This is a genomic window from Stenotrophomonas sp. KH_036_B (genome assembly GCF_057839485.1).
Genome location: NZ_CM174491.1, coordinates 658844 through 684191 on the forward strand (window position 1 = coordinate 658844; position 25348 = coordinate 684191).

Sequence of the window (25348 nt, forward strand, 5' to 3'; positions counted from 1 at the left end):
CCCGATGAACCTGCCCATGGACCGGATCGAGCTGTTCAGTTACTGGCGTTCCAGCGCCGCCTACCGCGTGCGCATCGGCCTGAACCTGAAGGATCTCGCCCACGAGATCACCCCGGTCCACCTGGTCCGCGATGGCGGCCAGCAGCACAGCGACCATTACGCGGCGCTCAACCCGCAGGAACTGGTGCCCACCCTGTGCCACGGCGACCGCGTGGTGCACCAGTCGATGGCGATCCTGGAATACCTGGACGAGGTGTTCCCGGACCCGTCGCTGCTGCCCGACGATGCACCGGGCCGTGCCCGCGTGCGTGCACTGGCGCAGCTGGTGGCCTGCGACATCCACCCGCTCAACAACCTGCGGGTGATGCAGTTCTTCAGCGATACCTGGAATGTGCCGCAGCCCGAGCGCGAGGACTGGACCCGGCACTGGATGCAGGTCGGCTTCGATGCGATGGAGCGCATGCTGGTGGAATCGGTCGATACCGGCCGCTTCTGCCACGGCGACAGCCCGACCCTGGCCGACTGCTGCCTGGTGCCGCAGTTGTACAACGCGCGGCGCTTCAACGTGGACATGAGCCCGTATCCGACCCTGGCGCGGATCGACGAGGCGTGCCTGGCACTGCCGGCGTTCGATGCGGCGCGGCCTGAGAACCAGACCGACGCTTCATAACCGGTAGTGCCGGCCGCTGGCCGGCTCCTCGCATGGCCGGGTTTCCGTGGAGCCGGCCAGCGGCCGGCACTACGGGTATGGCCAGGTTTCCGTGGAGCCGGCCAGCGGCCGGCACTACGGGTATGGCCAGGTTTCCGTGGAGCCGGCCAGCGGCCGGCACTACGGGTATGGCCAGGTTTCCGTGGAGCCGGCCAGCGGCCGGCATTGCGGGCATGGCCGGGATTCCGTGGAGCCGGCCAGCGGCCGGCATTGCGGGTATGGCCGGGATTCCGTGGAGCCGGCCAGCGGCCGGCACTACCGCGGGCGGACGGCCATCAGAACCCGTGCGTGATCGCGGCCGGGCTCGCCGCCGAATAATCCGCGTACGGATCGTGCTCGCCGCTGCCGCCCTCGGACAGGCGGAACTTCAGCGCCAGGCCGTCGCGCGAATCGGCCGCACGCAGCGCCTCTTCCTGTTCGATGATGCCGGACTTGGCCATCCGGAACAGGCACTGGTCGAAGCTCTCCATGCCTTCTTCCAGCGAGGCTTCCATCGCCGCCTTGATCTCGTGCACCTGGCCGCGGCGCAGCAGGTCGCGGATCATCGGGGTGTTGATCAACACCTCGGTGGCCGGCAGCCGGCGCCCGTCCTGGCCCTTGACCAGGCGCTGGGACACCACCGCGCGCAGGTTCAACGAGAGGTTCATCAGCACGTTGCGATGCGCGCTCTCGGGGAAGAAGTTGAGGATGCGCTCGATGGTCTGGTCGGCGTTGTTGGAGTGCAGCGTGGCCAGGCACAGGTGACCGGTTTCAGCGAAGGCGATGGCCGCCTCCATCGTCTCTGCATCCAGGATTTCGCCGATCAGGATCACGTCGGGCGCTTCACGCATCGCGTTCTTCAGCGCGTTGTGGAAGGCATGGGTATCCAGGCCGACCTCGCGCTGGTTCACGATCGACATCTTGTGCTTGTGCAGGTACTCGATCGGGTCCTCGATGGTGAGGATGTGCCCGGTCGTGGTGCTGTTGCGGTGGTCGATCATCGAGGCCAGCGAGGTCGATTTGCCCGAGCCGGTCGAGCCGACCACCAGCACCAGCCCGCGCGGCGTCATGATGACGTCCTTCAGGACCTGGGGCAGGTTGAGCTCTTCGATGCTGGGAATCTTGCTGCGGATGGCACGGATCACCATGCCCACTTCGCCGCGCTGCTTGAAGACGTTGACGCGGAAACGCCCCGCCTCGGCCAGGGCGATGGCCATGTTGAGCTCAAGATCGCGCTCGAACTGGGGCACCTGGCCCTCGTCCATCAGCGAATAGGCGATTTTCTTGACCATGCCCGGCGGCAACCCGGTGTTCCCCAACGGGTACAGCTTGCCTTCGATCTTGATGTACACCGGGGCTCCGGTGGTCAAGAACATGTCCGAAGCGTTCTTTTCGGTCATCAGCTTCAGGAAATAGCCGATATCCATGCGAAATGTTTCCCCAACAATCAGCCGCGTGCCATTGCAAGCACGCCGCAGGCTTCCGACAATGGCCGCGCACCTTCTTCTGGCGAACGGCACCCCCAATGAATCCTAGCTTCGCACAATTACGACGCACTCTGTATGTGATGGCGTGCGCATTCGCGCTCTCTGGTGCCGTCCAGGCGCAGGATGGCGCCCTGGAACTGATGCAGGCCCGGCAGGCGGTCGACAAGGCCACCCAGGCCGACGCCGACCAGTACGCCCCGGACCTGATCGCCGTGGCCCGTCAGGGCCTGGAGCAGGCCCAGCGCGCCGCGGGGGACCGCCGCGAGCGCAAGAACGCGCCCGTCCTGGCCGTGCGCGCCACCGCCGACGCCGACCTGGCCCGCGCCCGCAGCGAGGAGGCCACCGCCAACGCCCAGCTGCAGCTGCGCCGCAACGAGGTGACCCAGCTCGAACGCCAGCTGGCCGCCGGGGAGGACCGCCGATGAAGGCCGTTGCCCTGCGCCTGTCGCCGCTGCTGCTCGCCACCGCGCTGTCCCTGCCGTTGCTGGCCAGCGCCGCCGAAGACCCGGCCGTGGCCCAGCTCACCCAGCGCCTGATGGCCATCCAGGCCAACCCGGACACCGCCGAACTGGCCGCCTTCGAGCGCCTGCAGGCCCAGCAGGCCGTGGCCGAGCTGGCCAAGGCCAAGCGCCGCGACCTGGACCAGGCCCGTTACCTGGCCGACCGCCGGGTCGAGATCGCCGAGACCAGCGTGCGCGCCGGCCTGGCCAAGCGTGAGGTGGCCACGCTGGAGCGCACCCGCAGCGACCTGCTGATCGAAGCCAGCCGTCGCGACGCCCAGCGCGCCCGCCAGGAGAACGAGCGCCTGCGCGTGCAGGCCCAGATCCAGGCCGAGGAAGCCGAGCGCCTGCGCCTGTCCGCCGAACAGGAGGCGCTGGCCCGCCAGGACGCCGAAACCGCGCTCACCAGCGTGGCCGGCAAGCAGACCGCCCGCCTCAGCGCCGCCCAGCAGAACGCGGCCAAGCTGGCCCGGGAAGAGGCCGAACTGGTCTCGGGCAACACGCTTCCCGGGTCGAAGGTCGACAGCCGCGGTGAGGTATTCACCTTCGCGGGCGACGCCTTCGCCAGCGGCAAGGGGGCACTGTCGGCCGGGGCCAAAGGCCAGGCCAAGGCGCTGGCCGAATACCTGAACATCGGCAAGAAGGGCCGCGTCCGGATCGAGGCCTACGATGCCGCCGCCGGGGTGGGGCAGCAGCGTGCCGACGCCCTGCGCGACGCGCTGGTGGGCGCCGGGGTCAGTGCCAGCCGGTTGCAGGCCAGCGGCAAGAAGGCCGCGTCCACCAAGGCCCGCTCGGCCGAGGTCATCATCGCCCCGTAAACGATGTTCATGACCCGCCCGTCATGACCAACGGTCATGACCTGCCCGCCATCGTTCCGGTAGGTCACGACCGTTGGTCGTGACCGCCTCGATGGCCGGCGCATATCGCCAACACGTTGTTTTCGTTACTTTTTCGTTGTTGTGCGTGTTCAGCCTGAACGTCTGCTGCGCCATTGGGTCGATTTCAAACGAAACCCTTGAACCGGTCGTTTGGCAGGCGTAGGGTCGATTGTCCGGGTTGCCTTCTGCAGCCCGGATGATTGGAGGGCCGGGCCGATGAACCAAGGGCGCGAACCAACGCCGTCAGCAGTCCGGGCAGTCCCGGCTGTGCGTGTGGATTCGGGTGCGGTCACGGTTGATGCCGGCACTCCTCCCAAAGCAACGCCCCGTGCCGTGTCGGCCGGGGCGTTCTTGTTTCTGCCGTAAAGCGATAGGAGGTTCATCATGTTTGAAGGTCAGCCCCAGAGCGAAATCGACGCACGCCGCCAGCGTGACCCGGAATTCAAGGCCCTGTACGAACGGCACCAGAAGTTGAACAAGAAATGTATGGATGCCGAGCTGGGCGTACTTCCGATCGACGGTGTCACCCTGGGCCAGATGAAGCGTGAGAAGCTGTATGCGAAGCAGAAGCTGGAACGGCTTTACTCCTCCCCCCTGAATTAAAGCCCCCTGCGTGCCGGCCCACGGTCGGCACCTACCGTTCACGGGCCGCCCTGCGGGGCGGTACCTGCCCCAAACGCCGCGGGCGGCGTCCGTCTCCTCGTCGACGGGCGCCGTCCGCGTCGCTCTTTCAGGGCCTCGCCCTGGAGGCGGCCGGGCAGACAAGCGCGGCGTGTCAGTAACGCCGTTATGTCGGATAATCGGGAGTCCGGCCGCGTTGCGGCGCGAATCGATGTGATCCGATGGCAATCCACTCCTCCGTACTCGACCTCATTGGCAAGACCCCGATCGTCAAGGCCCAGCGCCTGGATACCGGTGTCTGCGAGCTGTACCTGAAGCTCGAAAGCGCCAATCCCGGGGGATCCATCAAGGACCGCATCGGCCTGTCCATGATCGAGGCCGCCGAAACGCGTGGCGAACTGAAGCCGGGCGCGACCCTGGTCGAAGGCACCGCCGGCAATACCGGCCTGGGCCTGGCGCTGGTGGCCCAGCAGAAGGGCTACAAGCTGATCCTGGTCGTGCCCGACAAAATGAGCCGCGAGAAGATCTTCAACCTCAAGGCGATGGGCGCCGAAGTGCGCCTGACCCGGTCGGACGTCGCCAAGGGCCACCCGGAGTACTACCAGGACATGGCCCAGCGCGTGGCCGAGGAAACCCCGGGCGCGTACTTCATCAACCAGTTCGGCAACCCGGACAACCCGGCCGCGCACGAGTTCGGCACCGGCCCGGAGATCCTGGAACAGATGGACGGCGACCTGGACGCCATCGTGTTCGGCTGCGGCAGCTCCGGCACCATGACCGGCCTGTCGCGCGCCTTCGCCACGTTGTCGCCGAAGACCGAGCTGGTGCTGGCCGACCCGGTCGGTTCGATCCTGGCCGAGTACATCAATGACGGCGTGCTCAACGACAAGTCGGGCAGCTGGCTGGTGGAAGGGATCGGCGAGGACTTCCTGCCGTCGATCGCCGACTTCAGCCGGGTCACCAAGGCCTACGCGATCACCGACGCCGAAAGCTTCCACACCGCGCGCGAGCTGTTGGGCAAGGAAGGCATCCTCGGTGGCTCCTCGACCGGCACCCTGCTGGCCGCGGCGCTGAAGTACTGCAAGGAACAGACCACCCCCAAGAAGGTGCTGGTGCTGGTCTGCGACACCGGCAACAAGTACCTGTCCAAGATGTACAACGATTACTGGATGCTGGACAACGGCTTCCTGGAGCGCCCCCAGACCGGCGACCTGCGCGACCTGATCCTGCGCCCGTATGGCCAGCGCGACACCGTCGTGATCGGCCCGAACGACCTGCTCACCACCGCCTACCAGCGCATGAAGCTGTACGACGTGTCCCAGCTGCCGGTGATGGACGGCGACCAGCTGGTCGGCATCGTGGACGAAAGCGACGTGCTGCTGCATGTCTACGGCGACGAAACCCGCTTCCGCGACACCGTTGCCACCGCCATGGTCAGCAAGCTGGACCGGCTGGACGTGAAGTCGCCGATCGAGGCCCTGCTGCCGGTGTTCGACCGCGGCCAGGTCGCCATCATCATGGACGGGACCAGCTTCCTGGGCCTGATTACCCGGATCGATCTGCTCAATTATCTGCGCCGCCGGGTGCAATAACGACCCGATGGCCGGCGTTCGGCTCTGAACCTGCGTTTATCGGCGTCAACGGGCGATTAAGCCAGCGCTGATAGAATTCCGCTCCTTTTGCGGGAGCCCCAATAGGGGCTTCCAATTGCTGGGAAACACTATGTCCGACCACGCTTCCTCCGGGCACAACGACCGTGCACTCGCCCTGGCCACGCTGGCCATCCATGGCGGGCAATCGCCGGACCCGAGCACCGGCGCGGTGATGCCGCCGATCTACGCGACGTCCACTTACGCCCAGTCCAGCCCCGGCGAACACCAGGGTTTCGAGTACTCGCGCACCCACAACCCGACCCGCTTCGCCTACGAGCGTTGCGTGGCCTCGTTGGAAGGCGGCGGCCGCGGCTACGCGTTCGCCTCGGGCATGGCCGCCACCTCCACGGTGATGGAGCTGCTGGACGCCGGCAGCCACGTGGTGGCGATGGACGACATCTATGGCGGCACCTTCCGCCTGTTCGAGCGCGTGCGTAAGCGCACCGCCGGCCTGCAGTTCAGCTTCGTCGACCTGACCGACCTGGCCGCCCTCGAGGCGTCGATCACCCCGCAGACGAAGATGGTCTGGATCGAAACCCCGACCAACCCGATGCTGAAGATCGTGGATATTGCCGCGGTCGCCGCCATCGCCAAGCGCCACGGCCTGCTGGTGGTGGTGGACAACACCTTCGCCTCGCCGATGCTGCAGCGGCCGCTGGAGCTGGGGGCCGACCTGGTCCTGCACTCGGCCACCAAGTACCTCAATGGTCACTCGGACATGGTCGGCGGCATGGTTGTCGTGGGCGACAACGCCGAGCTCGCCGAGCAGATGGCGTTCCTGCAGAACTCCATCGGCGCTGTACAGGGGCCGTTCGACAGCTTCCTGGCCCTGCGCGGCCTGAAGACCCTGCCGCTGCGCATGAAGGCACATTGCGCCAACGCACTGGCCCTGGCCCAGTGGCTGGAAAAGCACCCGGCCGTGGAAAAGGTGATCTATCCGGGCCTGGCCTCGCACCCGCAGCACGAGCTGGCCACGCGCCAGATGAACGGCTACGGCGGCATCGTCTCGATCGTGCTCAAGGGCGGGTTCGAGGCGGCCAAGCGTTTCTGCGAGAAGACCGAGCTGTTCACCCTGGCCGAGTCGCTGGGTGGCGTGGAAAGTCTGGTCAACCATCCGGCGGTGATGACCCATGCGTCCATTCCTGTCGAACGCCGCGATCAGCTGGGCATCAGCGATGCACTGGTGCGGTTGAGCGTGGGGGTGGAGGACCTGGGGGATCTGCAGGTGGATCTGGAACGGGCGTTGGGCTGATCGCAGCCGATCCCGATGAACGCAATCGAGCCCACCCGACCGTCTGCCCAAGTGCGCCTGCTGGCGTGGTTGCGCAGTCAAGGTTGGCTGCGCAGCGCCTATCACCTCATTCCACGCCCGCTGCGTGAGGGCGCTTTGCAGCTCCTCACTCATCGCCTGCGTGCGCGTACCGGTTTTGCACGTACCGCCGCCTGGCGGGAATGGAACCGGCAGGCGCATCCGGACGCGCCGCTCGTTCGCGCGCCGGGCGTGGAGCCGGTGCGATCCGGAGTCAACATCATCGGTTACGTCAACGGCCAGTTCGGCCTGGCGGAAGCGGCGCGCAGCTATGCGCGCGCACTCATGGAGCAGGGGGTGCCGGTTGCGCTGCACGATATCAATCTGGGCCTCCCCAACGCGCGTGCGAAGAGCGCGCTCGATGCCCATATCGATGACACGATGCCGCACCGGGTCAGCATCATATTCGTCAATCCAGATTACCTTCCGCAGGCGTTGGCGAAGATCGGCGAAGCGCATCTCAAGGGGCGGCACCTCATCGCGTGCTGGTTCTGGGAACTGGAGCGGATTCCGGACGCCTGGCTGCCATCACTGGGCCTGGTGGACGAAGTCCTGGTCGCGAGCGCGTTCGTCGAGCAGGCTGTTGCGCGGGTGACCGACAAGCCGGTGCTGCGGGTACCGATGCCCGTTACGGTGCCTGCGGACAGTGGATTGCAGCGTGCCGATTTTGGCCTGCCGGACGATGTCTTTGTATTCCTGACGACCTTCGACTTCAGCTCCAGGATGGAGCGCAAGAATCCGGAGGCGGCCATCCGTGCGTTTCTGGCGGCCTTCCCATCGACGCGCCGTGACGTGCGCCTGGTGGTCAAGAGCAGCAATGGGCATCGATTCCCGCATTGGCTCAAGCACCTGCTGGCCCTTGCTGCGGGCGACGATCGAATTCTGATTCGGGACGACGTCATCGAACGAGAGCATCTCGCCGCCTTGCAACGGTGTTCGAACGCCTATGTATCGCTGCATCGGGCAGAGGGTTTCGGGCTGGGAATGGCCGAATGCATGGCGATGGGAAAGCCGGTCATCGCCACGGCCTGGTCAGGCAACATGGAGTTCATGGACGCAGGGTGCGCGGCGCTGGTCGATTACACCCTTGTTCCGGTTCGCGCCGGCGAATACCCCGGGGGCGAAGGCCTGCGATGGGCTGATCCAGATATTGAACAGGCCTCCGCCTGGATGCGGCGGCTGGTTGATGAACCCGGGCTGGCACCTGGCCTGGGCGAGCGGGGCAGGCAGCATGTCGACGAGGTTTTGTCCGGCAGGCATGCCGCGCGACAGATCATCATCCGTACAGGTGAAATCGAGGCTGGGCGGATGTCCACGCAGCAATGCATGAAAGAACCACTGGAAGAGGGCGAAACAAGCCGTGATTGACATGCTGCGGTCCCTTTGGGCATACCGCTACTTCATTCTCTCCTCGATCAAGAACGATCTGAGGATGCGCTTCATTCGAAGCAAGCTGGGTGCGCTGTGGATGATCATTCACCCGCTGATGCAGGTGCTCATCTTCGCCACCATCCTCTCCGAGGTGTTGTCGGCAAAAATGCCCGGCGTCGAGAACAAGTATGGATACGCCCTGTATCTGATGGCGGGAACGCTCTGCTGGAGCATGTTCTCCGAGACGGTATCCAAGTGCGTCAATCTGTTCGTGGATAGCGGGAACCTGATGAAGAAGATGGCGTTCCCGCGGATCTGCCTTCCGTTCATTGCCGCCGGGACCATGCTGGCAAACAACCTGCTGCTGCTTGCGGCGATCTTTGCCGTGTTCGCGGTGATGGGGCACTATCCCGGTGTACAGGTGCTGTGGCTGCCTGCGCTGATCCTGCTGACGCTCGGTTTCGCGATGTCGATCGGTCTCCTGCTCGGCGTATTCAATGTATTCATGCGGGACATCAGCCAGGTGGTTCCGGTTGTCCTGCAGGCGTTGTTCTGGCTGACGCCGATCGTCTACAACGTGAGCATCCTGCCGGAAGCGGCTCGCGAGGCATTCAAGCTCAACCCGTTGTACCCGCTGGTGACCAGTTATCAGCAGGTGCTCCTGTACAACCAGCCGCCCGTGTGGATGGATCTGTTGCCGATGGCGGTGGTGACGTTGATCCTGCTGCTTGCGTCGCTGGTGGTGTTCCGCAAGGCCAGTCCGGAAATGGTGGACGCGCTATGAGTGGTCTGCTGAAGCTCACCGGTGTAGGCAAGGCCTACCGGCATTGGGGCAGCGAATGGCTGCGTGCAGCCAGCTGGTTCGGCCTGCCGGTGCGCCCCAAGGAAGAACACTGGATCCTCCGCGATGTGTCCCTGACCATCTCGCCGGGCGAGGCCGTGGGTGTGGTGGGCCGCAATGGTGCAGGCAAAAGCACCCTGCTGAAGCTCATCACCGGCACCACCCAGCCCACCGAAGGCAGCATCGTGCGCGGTGGACGCATCGCCGCCATCCTCGAGTTGGGCATGGGCTTCAATCCGGACCTCACCGGCCGCCAGAATGCCTTCCACGCCGCGGGTCTGATGGGGTACACGCAGCACCAGATCGAAGCAATGATCACCTTCATTGAAGCGTTCGCCGAGGTGGGCGAGTATTTTGATGAGCCTGTCCGCACCTACTCCAGCGGCATGCAGGTGCGCGTTGCGTTCGCTGTCGCGACGGCATTCCGCCCGGACATTCTCATCGTCGATGAGGCGCTCTCGGTCGGCGATGCCTATTTCCAGGCGAAGTGTTTCAAGCGCGTGCAGGAGTTCAAGGAGCTGGGCACCACGCTCATCCTGGTGAGCCACTCCGTCGCCGATATCGTCAAGCATTGCGATCGCGTGATCTTCATCAAGGACGGCGGTGTTCACGCCGATGGACCGTCCCGCGAAGTGTCCAACCTGTATCTCGACGAATTGTTTGGCCGCAAGCCTGCGAAAGCGACCGCGTTGGCTGGCAGCGTCGCACCGGCGAGCGTGGTGCTGGACGGCGGGAGCGAGGATCTGTTCCACACCCGGCGGGGCTACAACAAGGCCGAACATCGATGGGGCCAGGGCGGAGCGAGGATCATCGACTACGCCATCGTGAGCGGAGGCGAGGAACACCCGGCGCGCATCGACAGCGGCGCACGCACCGAGTTCGTGATGAAGGTGCTGTTCGAGCAGGATGTCGAGAATGCAGTGCCCGGGATTCTGATCAAAACCCTGGAAGGCCTGTTCCTGTACGGCACCAACTCGTTCCTGGCCAGCAACGGGGCTGCAGCGATCTCCGCGAAGGCGGGCGACATCGTGGTCTGCAGCTTCCAGGTGCCGATGAACGTCAATGAAGGGCACTACATGGTGTCGCTGGGCATCTCGTCGGGAGATCCCCTTTCCGAATTGGTACCGCTGGATCGCCGGTACGACTCCATCCTGCTCGATGTGAGCCGGCCGATGCAGTTCTGGGGAATTGTGGACCTCCACGCTGACTTCAGCGTGCAGGCGGCCTGACCAGGCGCAGAAACGTATGTGGTACCGAGAATTGGATGATTATGCTTATGAATGATGCCCCCACCCGTGCCGACGGCTCGATCGAAGCGCTGGTAGCCGCGTTGCCGGAGAAGTACCAGCCCATCTTCGGTCACCCGGAGCTTTCGGATGGAAGTTCCCGCGGGTGCGAAGATCGATTGGCGCTCATTCTTGCAGCGGCCCAGCGATTGCAGGGCGCGTTGGGGCGGCCGCTGCGCGTGCTCGACCTCGGCTGTGCCCAGGGCTTCTTCTCGCTGAACCTGGCAGCAGCGGGTCATTCCGTTCATGGTGCGGATTTCCTCGATCGAAACGTCGATGTCTGCGCTGCGCTGGCCGCGGAAGCCGGCCTGGGCAAGGCGACCTTCCAGTGCGCCCGCATCGAGGACGTCGCTGCCGCATTGCAGGCCGACACCTATGACCTGGTCCTTGGTCTCAGTGTGTTCCATCATCTGGTGCACGAGCACGGTCTTCCCCCCGTCGTGGAGATCATCGCCGGGATCGCGGACAAGATCGGCTGCGGCATCTACGAGGTCGCGGTGCGCGAAGAGCCGCTGTATTGGGGGCCGTCCCAGCCGAAGCACGCCAGTGAGCTGCTCGCACCCTACGCCTTCCAGCGGGTCATGTCCTGGCAGCCGACGCACCTCTCCGGCGTTGAGCGCCCCCTGTATTTCGCCAGCCAGAAGTACTGGTATGTCGGGGATGATTTCCGTGCATTCGATTCGTGGCGCTTCCAGTCGCATTCGATGGACATGAGCAGTCACCAGCAATCGCGACGCTATTTCTTCAGCAAGCATGTGCTGCTCAAGCAGTACTCATTGGCGAATCCGGCCCGACGTGAGTTCAATCGGGAGGAGTACGAGAACGAAGCGGGCTTCCTCGGCGCAGCGCCGCCGCAGATGCGTACCCCTGCATTGATTGAAGCGGTGGTGGATCGCCAGGACTGCTGGCTTGCCAGAGAGATGTTGCCGGGCCGGCTGCTGCTGAAGCTGATGGACGAGCATGTGCCCTATGCGGCCGAGCGCGTGGTGGATGGGCTGATCCGCCAGCTGGTGCTGCTGGAGGAGCGTGGCCTTTATCACAATGACGTGCGCTGCTGGAATCTGATGATCGATAGCGATTCGGAGCCACACCTCATCGATTTCGGCGCGATCTCGAAGACCCGCAGCGACTGCGTGTGGCCGGTCGATCTGCTGGTGTCGCTGCTGATCACCGTGCGCGAAATCTTCATGGGGCACGTGGGTCCGGTGCTGCCGGTGCGGCGTGGCCTGCTGGATGTCAGCATGCTGCCCATGCGCTACCAGACTGCGTTCGCCAACGCACTTGCCAAGCCGCGTGGCGCCTGGAGCTTCCGCGAACTGTCGGACGGCATCAAAGCATGGGCCGGTGAGTCGATGGAGTTCCCCGGATACGTCGCGGCGATCGCCGCCGCCGAACGAGGGATGTTGAGCCTTGAAGGCACGCTTGCGGCTGAGATGCATGAGGGCAGGGTTGCCCGCGAGAACCTTGCACGCTCGCTGGACGAGGCCCGCGCGGAGCTGACACGCTCCCGTGAGGATGCCCATCGTTGGCACCTGCTTGCTGCGCAACGGGACGACGAGATCGCCACCTTGAATGACCGCACGATGTCCACGACGGTCAGCCACGGTGCCCTGCAGCATCGAATGGAAGGCTTGCTGGCCCAGTTGGCGGTCCAGGAGGCGGAGGCGCGCAGGGTTGGTGAGGACAATGCCGCGCTCGGAAAGTCCGTGCAGGAGTGGCAGGCGCGTGCAGACGAACTGAATCACCTGTTGCATCTCGTTCGCGGCAGCTGGTCCTGGAAGTTGACCGCCCCGCTGCGGGGCCTCAAGCTCCTGGTTCGGCAGCCGACCGCCTTCACCCGGCGGATCGTCCTGGCCGGCATGCGACGCGTGGTGCGTTATCCGGTGCTGGCGCGGCGGCTCAATTCGCTGGCCCAGTTGTTCCCGCCGCTGCACGCCAAGCTGATCTCGGTGGCCGTGAACAATCGAATCATCGCCGACGTTCCCGCTCCAATCGAGCAGGAAGGGATCGTCGGTGGCGTAAGCTCATTTACCGGCCTGACCGAGCGCGACGGCCTGGACCGCCTGTCCATCCGTGGCAAGGCGTTTTACCAAGGTATTGCAAACGGCAATCGCAAGGAGACCCGTTGATGCGAATTCTTTTGGACCTGCAGGGTGCGCAAGGCGAAAGCCGGCGCCGCGGCATCGGGCGATACTCCTTGTCGCTCGCGATCGCTGCAGCGCGGGCGAAGCGGGGGCATGATCTGCATCTCCTGTTGAATGGCGCCTTCCCGGAGACCATCGATCAGATTCGGGAGGCATTCACGGGCCTCGTGCCGAGACACAAGATTCATGTGCTGCATGTTCCGCTTCCGGTATTCGAGCGCGACGCGGGCAACGACCGGCGCAGAAGCCAGGCAGAGATCATCCGGGAAGCTGCGATCGCTTCGGTGAACCCGGATGTCGTGCACGTCTCCAGTCTCTTCGAGGGATTTGCCGACAATGCCGTCTGCAGCGTCAGCCAACACTGCCGCGTGCCTACGATCGTGACGCTTTACGATCTGATCCCGCTGATGAATGCGAAGCTGTATCTCGATCCGGATCCGACCTACAAGAGCTTCTACCTCGGAAAGCTCGGCAACCTGGGACGTGCCGATGGCCTCGTGGCCATTTCCCAGAGTTCGGCGGCGGAAGGGCACGACGTAGCCGGCTTCCCTGCTGATCGGATATTCAACATCTCCGCAGCATGTGATCGTGCGTTCCGGCCGCTGAAGCAAGCCGACCCGCTGCGCGGCGCTACACGCGCGGCGTTGGGACTGCGCGGCGGATTCTTGCTGTATACCGGTGGTGCGGACCGGCGCAAGAACCTGGGCCGGCTGATCGAGGCGTATGCCGGCTTGGACGTCCACACCCGTGCACATGTGCAGCTGGTCCTGGCGGGACACATGCCGGGCCCGCAAGTTGCCGAGTTGCAGTCCCTGGCGCACGAGAAGGGGCTGGGTGAGCGCGATCTCGTCTTTACCGGATACATCTCTGACGAACAGTTGATTGCCTTGTACAACGAATGCAGCCTGTTCGTTTTCCCGTCCTGGCACGAAGGATTCGGTCTGCCCGTGCTGGAGGCCATGGCCTGCGGCGCAGCGGTCATCGCATCGGATGCGTCCAGTATTCGGGAAATCGCGACCGAGAAGACGGCCCTGTTCGACCCGAACGACGCGGAGTCCATTCGCGAACGCATGGCGCATTTCCTGGCAAACCCGGAAGAAGTCAGCCGCCTGCGGGCGTACTCGCTGGAGCGCGCGAAGGTGTTTTCGTGGGACAGGGTCGCCGGACACTTTCTGGACGCCTGCGAGCGCGTTGCAGCACTCGGCATCGAGCGCACCTCGGTCGCGGCGGCCATCGACGACGCGATCGCCAGGCTTGGCGCTCTCAGGGGCCAACAGTCCAGCGAGATGCTGGCGGCCGCCGACGCGCTGGACCGAAGCTGTGCTGCGACCCCGCAGTTGCTGGTGGATGTGACCGAGCTGGCCGACAAGGATCTACGATCCGGCATCCAGCGTGTGACGCGCGCGGTGCTGGCCGAGTGGGGGCGCGTGCCGCCCGCCGGGTACGCCCTGCAGCTCGTGCGGATGGACCGGAGTGTGGGGACGTATGTCTGCGCAAACCGGTATGCCGCCACATTGCTGGGCGTGGAATCCCATCCGGACGTTCCTGTTGTCGCCCATCCCGGTGACGTGTTCCTTGGTCTGGACCTGGTGGGGTCCGCCGTGCAGGCGGGGAGCGCGTGGTTCGCGGCATTGCGGCGCAACGGCGTCAAGGTCAGCTTCGTCGTGTATGACATTCTTCCCGTCAGGCACCCCGAGTGGTGGCCAGGTGGGGGCGGACAACACCATGAGGCCTGGCTGCGCAATATTCTTGCCTGCGCCGACCAGCTCATCTGCATTTCCCGGGCGGTGGCCGATGATGTCAGCGCCTGGATGGATGAGAACCGGATAGACAGTGCGGCCACGATCGACTGGTTCCACCTCGGTGCGGACTTGGACGGCAGCATGCCTTCCAGGGGCCTGCCCGAAGATGCCGAGCAGGTTTTGGCGCTTCTGTCGGCGGTGCCGAGTTTCCTGATGGTGGGGACCATCGAGCCGCGCAAGGGGCACGAGGCGGTACTGGCCGCTTTCGAGGCGCTGTGGGCCGACGGCTACCAGATCAACCTGGTGATCATCGGTCGCAAGGGGTGGCTGGTCGACGCGCTGTGCAGGAAGCTGGCCGGGCACGAGGAGCTTGGGAAGCACCTGTTCTGGTTCGAAGGCGCCAGCGACGAGTACCTCGACCTGGTGTATGAGAAATCAAGCTGCCTGATGGCGGCGTCCGAGGGTGAAGGCTTCGGTCTGCCGCTGATCGAGGCGGCCCAGCGCGGCCTGCCCATCATCGCGCGTGACATTCCCGTGTTCAGGGAAGTGGCGGGCACGGGGGCGCATTACTTCCACGGTGCGGGCGCGGTGCCTATTGTGAACGCAGTCAAGGACTGGCTGACCCTGCATGCACAGCAGGCTCACCCAAGGTCTGACGGGCTTGGCTGGCTGACATGGACCCAGAGCGCGGTCCAACTGCAGCAGGCGCTACTGCGCGGCGAGGGCGGGGGCGACCTGCCTGCCCGGACACCATCCTGAGCTATGATTCGTAGCTGATACGACGCGCCGGTCCCCCCGGACCCGCGCCATCTGGCGGAATCCGCCACACCAGACTTTTTGAGAGAGATCGGAATGAGCAAGAAGAAGGCGATTATCACCGGCATCACCGGCCAGGACGGCGCGTATCTTACCGAGCTGCTGCTGAGCAAGGGATATGAGGTCTACGGGACGTATCGCCGCACCAGCTCGGTCAATTTCTGGCGCCTGGACGAGCTTGGCGTGACCAAGCATCCGAACCTGCACCTGGTCGAATATGACCTGACCGATCTGGGGACCACCATCTCCATGGTCCAGAAGATCCAGCCGGAAGAAATCTACAACCTGGCCGCGCAGAGTTTCGTGGGTGTGAGTTTCGAGCAGCCCACTACCACTGCCCAGATCACCGGCGTAGGCGCGTTGCATCTGCTGGAGGCCATCCGCCTGATCAACCCGAAGATCCGCTTCTACCAGGCGTCTACCTCGGAGATGTTCGGCAAGGTGCAGGCCATTCCGCAGGTCGAGGACACGCCGTTCTATCCGCGCAGCCCGTACGGCGTCGCCAAGCTCTACGCACATTGGATCACGGTCAACTACCGCGAAAGCTACGACATCTTTGGTTCCAGCGGCATTCTGTTCAACCACGAAAGCCCGCTGCGCGGTCGCGAGTTCGTGACCCGCAAGATCACCGACTCGGTGGCCAAGATCAAGCTGGGTCAGCTGGACTGCCTGGAGCTTGGCAATCTCGATGCCAAGCGCGACTGGGGGTTTGCCAAGGAATATGTGGAAGGCATGTGGCGCATGCTGCAGGTGGACCAGCCGGATACCTTTGTGCTTGCCACCAACCGAACCGAAACCGTCCGCGACTTCGTGCAGATGGCGTTCAAGGGCGCCGGCATTGACGTGGAGTTCCGCGGCAAGGACCAGGACGAAACCGCCATCGATACGGCCACCGGCAAGGTGGTGATGCGCATCAATGCCAAGTTCCACCGTCCGGCCGAGGTCGATCTGTTGATCGGCAACCCTGAAAAGGCAGAGCGCGTATTGGGTTGGAAGCCGCAGACCACGCTGGAGCAGCTGTGCCAGATGATGGTCGAGGCCGATCTGAAGAGGAACGAACGTGGGTTCTCCTTCTGAGATGGCGGGAAAGCGTGTTCTGGTGACGGGAGCGTCCGGTTTCACTGGGCGCTACATGGTGCGTGAGCTTGAGCGACGGGGTCATACGGTCGTCTCTCTAGTGAGCGCCGCCCAGTCGACTGCGGACACCGAAGATGATCCTCAGGTCAGGCGTGCGGACCTGAGGGACCTACGTACGTTGACGCAGGTCATGGATGAGGTTCGCCCCGACCACGTGATCCACCTTGCCGCTCTTGCGTTCGTCGCACACGGGAAGGTGGACGACTTCTATCAGATCAATCTGGTCGGTACCAGGAATCTGTTTCAAGCACTTCAAGACGCCGGCCACATTCCAGTAAGTGTCCTTTTGGCAAGCAGCGCCAACGTTTATGGGAACACGACCGAAGGAGCAATCTCAGAAGCTGTGCCGCCCAATCCCGCGAACGACTATGCGGTCAGTAAGCTGGCAATGGAGTACGTGGCGCGGCTGTGGAGCGACAGATACCCACTGGTGGTCGCGCGGCCATTCAATTACACCGGTGTTGGTCAGGATGAGAAGTATCTAATTCCGAAGGTGGTTTCTCATTTTGTGAAGGGCGCGAACCAGATTGAACTGGGCAACATCGATGTGTGGCGGGACTTCGGCGACGTCAGGGCCGTGGTCGATGCATATGCGCGCTTGATGGTGGAGCCGCAAGCGGCTTCCATGATCGTCAATGTGTGTTCGGGTGAAGCGCATTCGTTGCGTGGCATCATCGATACCTGCCAGCGCATCACCGGGCATGAGATCGCAATACGGGTGAATCCTGCGTTCGTCAGGGCGAATGAGGTTCGCGTCTTGCGCGGAAACAACGAATTGCTGAAAAGTGTGATCGGCGACTGGAACTGCCCGGATATCAGCCAAACGCTTGAATGGATGTTGACGTCGCATTTGGGGTAGCGCTACTCGCGAGAGCTTCTGTTTGGCCCGAGCGGCGCATTGGCGCCATTCGGCGCCGAATCAGTGTTGAGTGGGTAAGCGGATCTCTCCGCCTGCAGCGCTCGGTGCCCCGCCTGCTGTGATGAAGTTTATTTGGGCCGATTCGGCGTGCTGTCGGACGGCCTTTGATTACAGGTGCCTTTTACATATGTATCCATACCTGATGACGGTCTTCAGCGTCGCGGCGTGCTCCTTGGTGCTGCTTGGCTGCGGTTCGCTTTTCGTGCGATCAGATTCAGGCCACCTCCTGCCTGATGATGTCAGGGGGGCGGTTGGGGCGGCTGCAAGCCTGGCACTCGGCGTGGTCGCATTCGCGCTCTTGGTAATCAATTTCAACTTGTGGTTGCCAGGGAAGTGGGTCTATTACGGACTTGTCGCCGTGGCTGGATTCGGACTTCTCAGATTGTTGGTATTGCGCCGGACGGGCGGCATGGAACTAATAGTATGGTTGGTCGTGCTGTGTGTAGTCGTCGGGACAGTCGCATGGATTGTCGGGATACGCGTGGATGCGGCGAACTACTGGCTCATCGAGACTTCCAATCACGACACGCTTTTTTATTTTGAAGGTTCCCGTTGGGCGCTCAATCACCCGATCTTCGTTGGCCCCGAGGTTGTTTCCGAAGCGCTCAATCTGGGCGGCTGTCGTCTCGGTGCTGTCTACATAGGAAATGACTGCCCGGTATATCGAGGCGGAAGCTTCTCGATGCTCGGGATGGCGCTTGCGTACGGCGGTGGTGCTACTGCCAATGAGATGCTGATCTCGTCGGCTCTTGGCTCCCTGTTCATCGGCATTGGACTGCTCCCTATCGCCGTCATGAGCCGCTCAGGTGGCCGCTCGCTGCGTGTGGCGTGGTTGCCTGCCTTGGCCATTCTGACGGTGCTGGTCTACTTCTCGCCGAGCATGCTGGCGGCAGCGATCAACAGCAATGTCGCCACAACCCTTGGCGCGTCCGCCGCAGCCATGGTGCTGGCACTCGCTGCATCGATTGATCGATGCTGGTGGCGTCGAGCGCTGCTGCTGGGCCTTGGGGCGTCGTTGGCGGCACATTGCTACGGCGAGGCTGCGGCCGCCGCGGTAATCCTGGCTGCGTTTGGGGTGGCATGGGGTGCCCTGCTCAATCGGTCCTGGGCGGAGTTCTTCAAGGGCGCGGCGCTCTGCGCTGGCGCGTTCTTCCTTGCCTCCAACGTCCTTGTCATGGAACTGTTGCAATCCGCAAGTGATGTCGAGGGTATCGCCAGCGGCGGGACGTGGGAAGGCATGTACCTGCATGCCAGTCCTTGGACTTGGGTAGCTGCGCCATTTGCTGGAATGGTGGTGAATGGGAGTCCCTACGTCAGCCACAGCATGCTTGTAATCGGTTGGGCTCTGGCCGCGCTTGTAGCACTGGGCAGTGCGTGGGTTCCTGCTGCGCGTTCAGCGGCTGCCTCGCTCTTGCTAGTCTCGCTGTTGCTGATTGGTTTCGTCGAAGTGCGGGACTACGCCTATGGAGAGCATAAAGTTGTCCAGATGATCGGGCCAGCGGCCTGTGTTCTGGCCGCCGTCTTGATCTTGAACGGTCTCAGGGAGTTGGGAAATGCAGCGCGTAGCAGATCAGTCAAGTGGGGCATTCTGGCTTATGTGGCGCTCGTCTTCCTGTTGATGCTGGTCGCGATCCATAATCATGCCCGTCCTTCCATGGGCATCGTAGAGGGATGGAAGGGAGTGCATGGCCTATCGCTGGATTTTGCTCGTGACCTGCCGTCAGGTGCAGGAGAGGCCTGGGTCATAGATGATGCCGGCGTCGAAGGTGTTGAGAGATTCCAGAAGTCCCACTATGTTTCCTACCTCGCCCATGAGCAGGCCTCACTCGCGTACCTGCCGAAGCTCGATCAGGAGGGCATGAGAGGTGGCTACGCCAGAAGGGCGCGCGGGGACACATTCCATAGTGCAGTACACCCGCGATGGGTGGTGCAACTGAAGTCCTTTACCGGCGTCCAGTCTCCGTTCGTTTATCCATCCGGTGGAGTGAAGGAATCCACCGAGTACAATCTAGTGGATCTCGAAAAAGCGGGTGAGGTGGTCGCGGTTTCCGGGTGGGGCTGGTTGCCATGTGTAGCCGGGGGCTGTCCGGTGGCATCCGGATTTGAAATCGAGGCATTGGTGTCGGTGCCTTCTCAACAGACATGCCGCTTAACCGTGTACGCAGACCACACGCCCGACTTCGCTTCACTCGACGTGCTGGTGGATGGTGGAGATGGTTCGCCCGCGGTCGGTCAGTTGGCGCCAGCTGGGATGGAGATCCCATTGAAGAGTGGTTGGCAACGCCTAACCTTCGTTGACCCGAAGGCCACCCCGGGCGCGCTTTGGGTGATTCAAAAGGTGACCAGCACCTGCGGAGCGTCGGCCGTCACTCGTTAGCCTAGTCGCTGCCGTGCGCTTACGCGTTGGGACGCCATGGAAGCGCGGGAGCGCAAGCCCGCTGAAGGGCTTGCTCGGCCCGCTTCCTTGCGGTTCATGCTTGTGAAAGCCTGGCCATTCGGAGGGTGTTCTGTGGTTGCCTACGGATGGGTTGCCGATGCCCGCGGAAAGGAGGCTCAATCCGCGGATCCTGTGCCCGGAAGCCTCGCGAAACGAACACGCTCGCCCGGGTGGGCCGGGATCCCGCCAAACGAGTCCGGCTCCAAAGCATGGATAATAGGTAGTTGTTCGCGCTGCCTCGACGCGCACTTTTCTGGATGGTTCTGTATGCAACTTCTCATCGTGTTTGGCCTGGTCATCCTGGGGGCCTTCGGCACCCTTCTACTCAAGATCGGCGCCGGCAAGGTCCACTACTCGCAGGGAGTGGTTCCGCTGCTTGATTCTGCATTTCGCAATCCGCCCCTGATCGCGGGCATGATCATGCAGATGATTCCGCTGGTGGCTTGGGTGGTACTTTTGAAGTACATGCCATTGACTAAGTTGCAACCCATGATTGCTCTGACCTACGTGGTAACCCCGATCCTGGCGATCGTTTTCCTGGGCGAGCAGCTGGGCCCGCTTCGGGCCACTGGAATCGGATTGATCGTGCTAGGCGTACTGCTGGTGAGTGCGAGCTGACCCATGAAGATATTGATCGTATTGACCTATTACACGCCCTACATGAGTGGGGTGACCGAGTTCGCGCGTATGCTCGCCGAGGATCTCGCCGAGCGTCACGAGGTCACCGTGCTGACCACCCAGCATGATGCCAGCCTGGCCGTTGAGGAGACGATGAGGGGCGTGAAGGTTATCCGGGCTCCGGTATTTGCGCGCCTGCACAAAGGTGTAATCAGCTGGCGCTTCATCACTTGGTTCCGACGTTTGGCGCGCGCACATGACGTGGTCAACCTGCATATGCCGATGCTGGAATCTGGCCTGCTCTCACTGCTCGTACCATCACGTAAGCTGGTAGTGAACTATCAATGTGACATGGCCGTTGTGGGCGGGCTGATGGATCGTGTTGCGGTGAACGTGACGCGACTGTCGTGCTGGCTGGCAACGCGCCGCGCACGGGATGTGGGTGTGCTCACCCACGACTATGCCGCTTCCTCATCGTGGCTGGTCGGGAGCAAGCACAAGCAGCACGAAGTGTTGGCGCCGATGAAACTGATGCCCTGGCTGGATGCGCCGACCGCTGGCGATGGCGTTTTTCGCTTCGGTTTCGTTGGTCGTTTCGTCGCTGAGAAGGGACTGCCGGTCCTGCTTGATGCCTTCTCCGAGATCCACCGACGGTATGGTGCCAGCGTCCGGCTGGTGCTGGTAGGCGATACCCACAACGTGGCCGGCGGAAGCATCATGGACTCCATCCATGGGCAGATTGGGTCACTGGGCGATGCGGTCGAAGTACGGGGGCGAGTCAGCGAGGAAGAATTACGTGCGTTCTACGCGCAGCTTGATGTACTGGTGCTCCCCAGTGTCAACCGTTATGAGGCTTTCGGCATGGTCCAGCTGGAGGCCATGCAGAGCGGTGCTCGCGTTCTGGCGTCCAACCTGCCTGGTGTGCGGACAATCGTGCAGAACACCGGAAATGGCGAGGTGGTAGGCATTGGCGACGCACCAGCGCTGGTTGACGCGATGCAGCGCATGATCGAAAGCGGTGATGACGTGAGCCGTCGCGAGATTCGTGAGCGGGCACTGCAGGCCTATCCGCTGCGGCGCTTCCATGACCTGCAGGAAACGATGCTGATTAAGCGTACTGTGCGGAGTTGAACGTGCCATAGAGGCTGGCCCCAGTCCACGCATGGCCTGCCTGACTGCTTGCGCGCGGGAACGTATTGAGCGACTCTTGGTACCGGTCGTAGTACCCCCCCACAACGGTTCACGGAGCGGCACCTTGCCGTCCTGATTGCGGTTGCGTGATTTGAAGGAGGGCACGGTGAGAGAGAACACGGAGCATTACGGCGAGGAGTATTACAGTGGCAATGGGCAAGGCGGTGACCGTCCTGCGCTGAAGCTGTTCACCCGGCTCGCCCAACGCTACTTGGCCGCCGGCAAGATTCTCGATTTCGGTTGCGGACCGGGCTTCTTCCTGATGCACCTCAAGCGTCATTTTCAGGCGTCGGGGGTGGAGCAGAGCGCCTGGGCCAGTAGGGCCGCGCGCGAGCGAACCGGGGTGCCTATCCACGAGTCACTTGATCAGGTGAGTGACGCCAGTCTGGACGGGCTGGTCTCTGTGCATGTGGTCGAGCATATTCCGGACCCCGCATTGACCCTTGTGCTGGCCGATTGGCGGCGAGTATTGAAGCCCAACGCGCGCGCGCTGGTGATCACGCCAGACGCGGACGGCTTTGCCCACCGCAGGAAGGGGACCGCCTGGATCGCCTTCACCGACCCCACTCACATCAACCTAAAGTCTCACGCCGAGTGGGAAAGCATGTTCCGTAAGGCTGGCTTCAAGGTTGTACGTAGGTTCGCCGACGGTCTATGGGACTTCCCATACGTGTTCGGCTGGCTGGGCAAGCTGGAAGTGCTGCTGCTGGGCTGGCCGACTCTGCTCCAGTTCGTTCTCGCGCGACCCCTGCTACCGGCCGGTAGCGGGGAGTCGATCATCCTGATCTTGGAGCGAAGCGCCGGCGACGGCGAAATCTGAGGCGCATCCGGATAGTAAGGTGCCACCCGGAGTTTCAGATTGCAGCGAGAACCGACAACCCTCCAACCAGAACCGTAATCAAACTTCCGGGGTCCTTGACTGCGAACACTACCGGGTCGTCGTGCATCTGCCCGCGATGCGCCAACAACCACGCACGACAGATCCAGTACAGCAGCACGGGACTCAGGAACCAAAGGAACACGGGATGCTTGTACAAGGCTTGGCTCTCGGGCGCATTGATGTAGAGGCATAGCACCAGTACCGAAACCAGGCCCGCGGCGGTGCCCAGCGTCTGCACCAACGCCAAGTCTTCCACATGATATCCGCGCCCACTCGGCTTCAGCTTTCCGCTGGCCAAGGTCATTTGTAGCTCGGTATAACGCTTGAGCATTGCCAAGCTCAAGAAAATGAACATCGAGAAGGTCAGCAGCCAGAATGACAGCGTCACATCGATAGCTGCCGCACCGCCCACTATGCGGATCGTATACAACGCGGCCAGCATCACCACGTCGATCATGACCACCTGCTTCAAGCGCAGCGAATATGCAAGGGTGAGGCAGAAGTAGAGTGCCAGAACCAGCAGAAACGCGGGAGCCACCCACCAGGCGAGGAGGAACCCGGCGAGCGTCAGGACTGGTGTAACCAGCAGGCCGGAACGCAGCTCCAACCTACCACAGGCAAACGGTCGCTTGCGCTTCCGGGGATGCTCGCGGTCCGACTCCAGGTCGAGGAGATCGTTGAGCAGATACACGCCGGACGCACACAGGCCGAATGCGGCAAAAGCGAGCGCCGCCGATAGCACCATGTCCGGTTCCATGAAGCGATGGCTGGCCAGCAAGGGCACGAAAACCAGGAGGTTCTTCAGCCACTGGTGCACCCGCATTGCCTTTAGCCATGCACGTGGACCACCGCCTTCGCTTGGCCAGTGGGCGGCAAGCTGGGAGCATGCCGCCGCAGCACGGGCGACGCGCTTGCTGCCATTGACCACCCAGGCTGAATGGGCATGGCGCCAGATGGCGACATCCACCCCTGCGTTCGCGACATAGTCGAATCCTCGCTCGCCAAACTGCGCAACCAGCAGATCGGCCTTGCGATGGCCGGCAAGATTGGTCTCTCCGTCGCTGCAGTACACCGCGTCGAACATCCCCAGATGGCGTGCGATCGGTTCCACCAGTGCCCTGTCGGACGCAGTGCACAGGACGCGCATGCGGCCGCTATTGGCCTGAAGCAGTTCCAGCACCCGAGGATCGAATGGAAGCAGGGCGGGGTCGCCTACGCCATGCACCGCCAACCGTCGCTTCAGGTAAGCCTTGCCACGCAGCAGCCACCATGGAAGCAGCAACAACATCCAAGGCTGTCGTGCGAGCATCCTCAGGAAAGTCTCGTAGAGCAGATCCGTACGCAGCAAGGTACCGTCCAGATCAACGCACAACGGCCTGGGCTGGCCGGTCCCTTCATCTGCCATGGATCAACCCGCCACCCGGCCATATTGGTCTTCGAAACGAACAATGTCGTCTTCGCCCAGATAGCTGCCCGACTGCACCTCAATAAGCTCCAGCGGCAACTTGCCCGGGTTCTTCAGGCGATGGGTGACGCCCAGTGGAATGTACGTGCTCTGGTTCTCGGTGAGTAGGATGACCTCCTCTCCGCGTGTAACCTCGGCGGTACCGCTGACAACGATCCAATGCTCGGCACGGTGATGGTGCATCTGCAGGCTTAGCGTTGCGCCCGGCTTGACGGTGATGCGCTTGACCTGGAAGCGGGCGCCGTTGTCGATGGAGTCATAGGCACCCCATGGGCGATAGACCTTCCGGTGCGCGGCCGCTTCGCTCCGGCCGTCACGCTTGATCCGGGCGACGATTTCCTTGACGTCCTGAACGCGGTCCTTGTGACCAACGAAAACGGCGTCGTCTGTTTCTACCACGACAACATCGTCCAGCCCGACCATGGCGATTAGACGGCTGCCGTACGCATAGCTGTTGCGACAGTCCACGGCAATCACATCGCCGTGGCAGGCATTGCCCGATGCGTCCTTGTCGGACACTTCCCACAGTGCCGACCAGGACCCAACGTCATTCCAGCCGGCATCGAGCGGCACTACGGCCGCATCGGCAGTCTTCTCCATCACTGCGTAATCGATTGAATCGTTCGGGCTGCTGGCGAAGCTTTCGGCGTCCAAGCGAATGAAGTCGCTGTCGCGTGATGCCTTTTCCAGTGCCGCGCGGCTGGCGGCCAGGATTGCCGGCTGCAGGGCTTCCAGCTCGGCCAGGTACCGCGAGGCCTTGAACAGAAACATGCCGCTATTCCAGAAATACTCGCCGGAGCGAACGTACTGCTCGGCGGTTTCAAGATTGGGCTTCTCAACGAAGCGCTCCACCCCGCGCACGCCTTGGCCTGGGGCGGCCTTGATGTAGCCGTAGCCAGTCTCCGGTGAGGTCGGCACGATACCGAAGGTCACCAGCTTGCCGCTCTCAGCGGCAACCGCTGCGTTCATGACGGCCTCGTGGAATGCCTTTTCATCGCGCACCACGTGGTCTGATGGCAACACCAGCAGCAGTGCGTCCTCGCCGGTCGCCAGCGCCTGCAACGCCGCGATGGCAATTGCCGGTGCAGTATTGCGGCCAATCGGTTCGAGTATCAGCGCCTGCGGAGCTACGTTGCACTCGCGCAGCTGTTCTGCGGCCATGAAACGATGTTCCTGGTTAGCTACCACGATCGGCGCCGCTCCTGCAACTTGCGCAACGCGCTTCCACGTTGCTTGGAGCATGGTGTCCTGCCCGACCAGCGGCAGGAATTGTTTCGGGTAGGCCTCACGCGAAACGGGCCACAGGCGGGTGCCGGAACCACCGGAAAGAATGACGGGAACGATGGGCAACATGGATGCGTCCTGG

20 protein-coding genes are annotated in these 25348 nt (G+C 63.0%); 17 read left to right on the forward strand and 3 right to left on the reverse strand.

Annotated features, from left to right (window positions below; genetic code table 11):
- Window positions 1-4 precede the first annotated feature (4 nt).
- Window positions 5-670 (forward strand): maleylacetoacetate isomerase, encoded by a 666-nt coding sequence (maiA, locus tag AC3ITN_RS02940; protein WP_489392026.1) that lies wholly within the window; start codon window positions 5-7, stop codon window positions 668-670.
- 314 nt (window positions 671-984) lie between these two features.
- On the opposite strand, the gene AC3ITN_RS02945 is transcribed toward maiA, so the two are convergent.
- Entirely contained in the window at window positions 985-2115 is a 1131-nt protein-coding gene (locus AC3ITN_RS02945; protein WP_313347899.1) for a PilT/PilU family type 4a pilus ATPase, read from the reverse strand.
- A gap of 98 nt (window positions 2116-2213) precedes the next feature.
- On the opposite strand from AC3ITN_RS02945, the gene AC3ITN_RS02950 reads away from it, so the two are divergent.
- The 16 genes from AC3ITN_RS02950 to AC3ITN_RS03025 all read left to right on the forward strand — a co-directional run bounded on the left by AC3ITN_RS02950 (window position 2214) and on the right by AC3ITN_RS03025 (window position 22457).
- Window positions 2214-2600, forward strand: a complete 387-nt coding sequence (locus AC3ITN_RS02950; protein WP_313347898.1) for a DUF4398 domain-containing protein — start codon at window positions 2214-2216, stop codon at window positions 2598-2600.
- Window positions 2597-3493: an OmpA family protein gene (locus tag AC3ITN_RS02955; RefSeq protein ID WP_313347897.1), complete on the forward strand. Its 897-nt coding sequence runs from the start codon at window positions 2597-2599 to the stop codon at window positions 3491-3493. The genes AC3ITN_RS02950 and AC3ITN_RS02955 overlap by 4 nt, the downstream gene beginning before the upstream one ends.
- A gap of 444 nt (window positions 3494-3937) precedes the next feature.
- Window positions 3938-4156 (forward strand): HP1242/YdcH family protein, encoded by a 219-nt coding sequence (locus AC3ITN_RS02960; RefSeq protein ID WP_282245428.1) that lies wholly within the window; start codon window positions 3938-3940, stop codon window positions 4154-4156.
- A gap of 239 nt (window positions 4157-4395) precedes the next feature.
- A complete protein-coding gene (locus AC3ITN_RS02965) occupies window positions 4396-5766 on the forward strand; it encodes a pyridoxal-phosphate dependent enzyme (protein WP_489392027.1) in 1371 nt (456 codons plus the stop codon).
- A gap of 130 nt (window positions 5767-5896) precedes the next feature.
- Complete coding sequence (locus AC3ITN_RS02970; RefSeq protein WP_313347895.1) at window positions 5897-7078, forward strand: cystathionine gamma-synthase; 1182 nt, start codon at window positions 5897-5899, stop codon at window positions 7076-7078.
- A 15-nt stretch (window positions 7079-7093) separates the two neighbouring features.
- A complete protein-coding gene (locus tag AC3ITN_RS02975; protein WP_313347894.1) occupies window positions 7094-8503 on the forward strand; it encodes a glycosyltransferase family 4 protein in 1410 nt (469 codons plus the stop codon).
- A 1-nt stretch (window position 8504) separates the two neighbouring features.
- Window positions 8505-9290 carry an ABC transporter permease gene (locus AC3ITN_RS02980; protein WP_429000580.1) on the forward strand — a complete coding sequence of 262 codons (786 nt, stop codon included), beginning with the start codon at window positions 8505-8507 and terminating at the stop codon, window positions 9288-9290.
- Complete coding sequence (locus AC3ITN_RS02985) at window positions 9287-10576, forward strand: ABC transporter ATP-binding protein (protein WP_313347902.1); 1290 nt, start codon at window positions 9287-9289, stop codon at window positions 10574-10576. The genes AC3ITN_RS02980 and AC3ITN_RS02985 overlap by 4 nt, the downstream gene beginning before the upstream one ends.
- Before the next feature lie 47 nt (window positions 10577-10623).
- Window positions 10624-12762 carry a methyltransferase domain-containing protein gene (locus AC3ITN_RS02990; RefSeq protein ID WP_489392028.1) on the forward strand — a complete coding sequence of 713 codons (2139 nt, stop codon included), beginning with the start codon at window positions 10624-10626 and terminating at the stop codon, window positions 12760-12762.
- Entirely contained in the window at window positions 12762-15278 is a 2517-nt protein-coding gene (locus AC3ITN_RS02995) for a glycosyltransferase family 4 protein (protein ID WP_313347892.1), read from the forward strand. The genes AC3ITN_RS02990 and AC3ITN_RS02995 overlap by 1 nt, the downstream gene beginning before the upstream one ends.
- Window positions 15279-15371: 93 nt before the next feature.
- A complete protein-coding gene (gene gmd / locus AC3ITN_RS03000; RefSeq protein ID WP_489392029.1) occupies window positions 15372-16412 on the forward strand; it encodes a GDP-mannose 4,6-dehydratase in 1041 nt (346 codons plus the stop codon).
- Complete coding sequence (locus AC3ITN_RS03005; RefSeq protein ID WP_489392030.1) at window positions 16396-17331, forward strand: NAD-dependent epimerase/dehydratase family protein; 936 nt, start codon at window positions 16396-16398, stop codon at window positions 17329-17331. Before gmd ends, AC3ITN_RS03005 begins: the two co-directional genes overlap by 17 nt.
- Window positions 17332-17518: 187 nt before the next feature.
- Window positions 17519-19768, forward strand: coding sequence for a hypothetical protein (locus AC3ITN_RS03010; protein WP_489392031.1), 2250 nt, complete (start codon window positions 17519-17521; stop codon window positions 19766-19768).
- A 327-nt stretch (window positions 19769-20095) separates the two neighbouring features.
- A complete protein-coding gene (locus tag AC3ITN_RS03015; protein ID WP_313347889.1) occupies window positions 20096-20446 on the forward strand; it encodes an EamA family transporter in 351 nt (116 codons plus the stop codon).
- A gap of 3 nt (window positions 20447-20449) precedes the next feature.
- Complete coding sequence (locus tag AC3ITN_RS03020) at window positions 20450-21577, forward strand: glycosyltransferase family 4 protein (protein ID WP_489392032.1); 1128 nt, start codon at window positions 20450-20452, stop codon at window positions 21575-21577.
- Window positions 21578-21743: 166 nt separating this feature from the next.
- Window positions 21744-22457 carry a class I SAM-dependent methyltransferase gene (locus AC3ITN_RS03025; RefSeq protein WP_313347887.1) on the forward strand — a complete coding sequence of 238 codons (714 nt, stop codon included), beginning with the start codon at window positions 21744-21746 and terminating at the stop codon, window positions 22455-22457.
- A gap of 34 nt (window positions 22458-22491) precedes the next feature.
- Here the strand turns inward: AC3ITN_RS03025 and AC3ITN_RS03030 are convergent, their stop codons facing one another.
- Together AC3ITN_RS03030 and AC3ITN_RS03035 are read right to left on the reverse strand one after the other, a co-directional pair.
- Complete coding sequence (locus AC3ITN_RS03030; RefSeq protein WP_489392033.1) at window positions 22492-23922, reverse strand: UbiA family prenyltransferase; 1431 nt, start codon at window positions 23920-23922, stop codon at window positions 22492-22494.
- A gap of 3 nt (window positions 23923-23925) precedes the next feature.
- Window positions 23926-25335: a mannose-1-phosphate guanylyltransferase/mannose-6-phosphate isomerase gene (locus AC3ITN_RS03035; RefSeq protein ID WP_489392034.1), complete on the reverse strand. Its 1410-nt coding sequence runs from the start codon at window positions 25333-25335 to the stop codon at window positions 23926-23928.
- Window positions 25336-25348 lie beyond the last annotated feature (13 nt).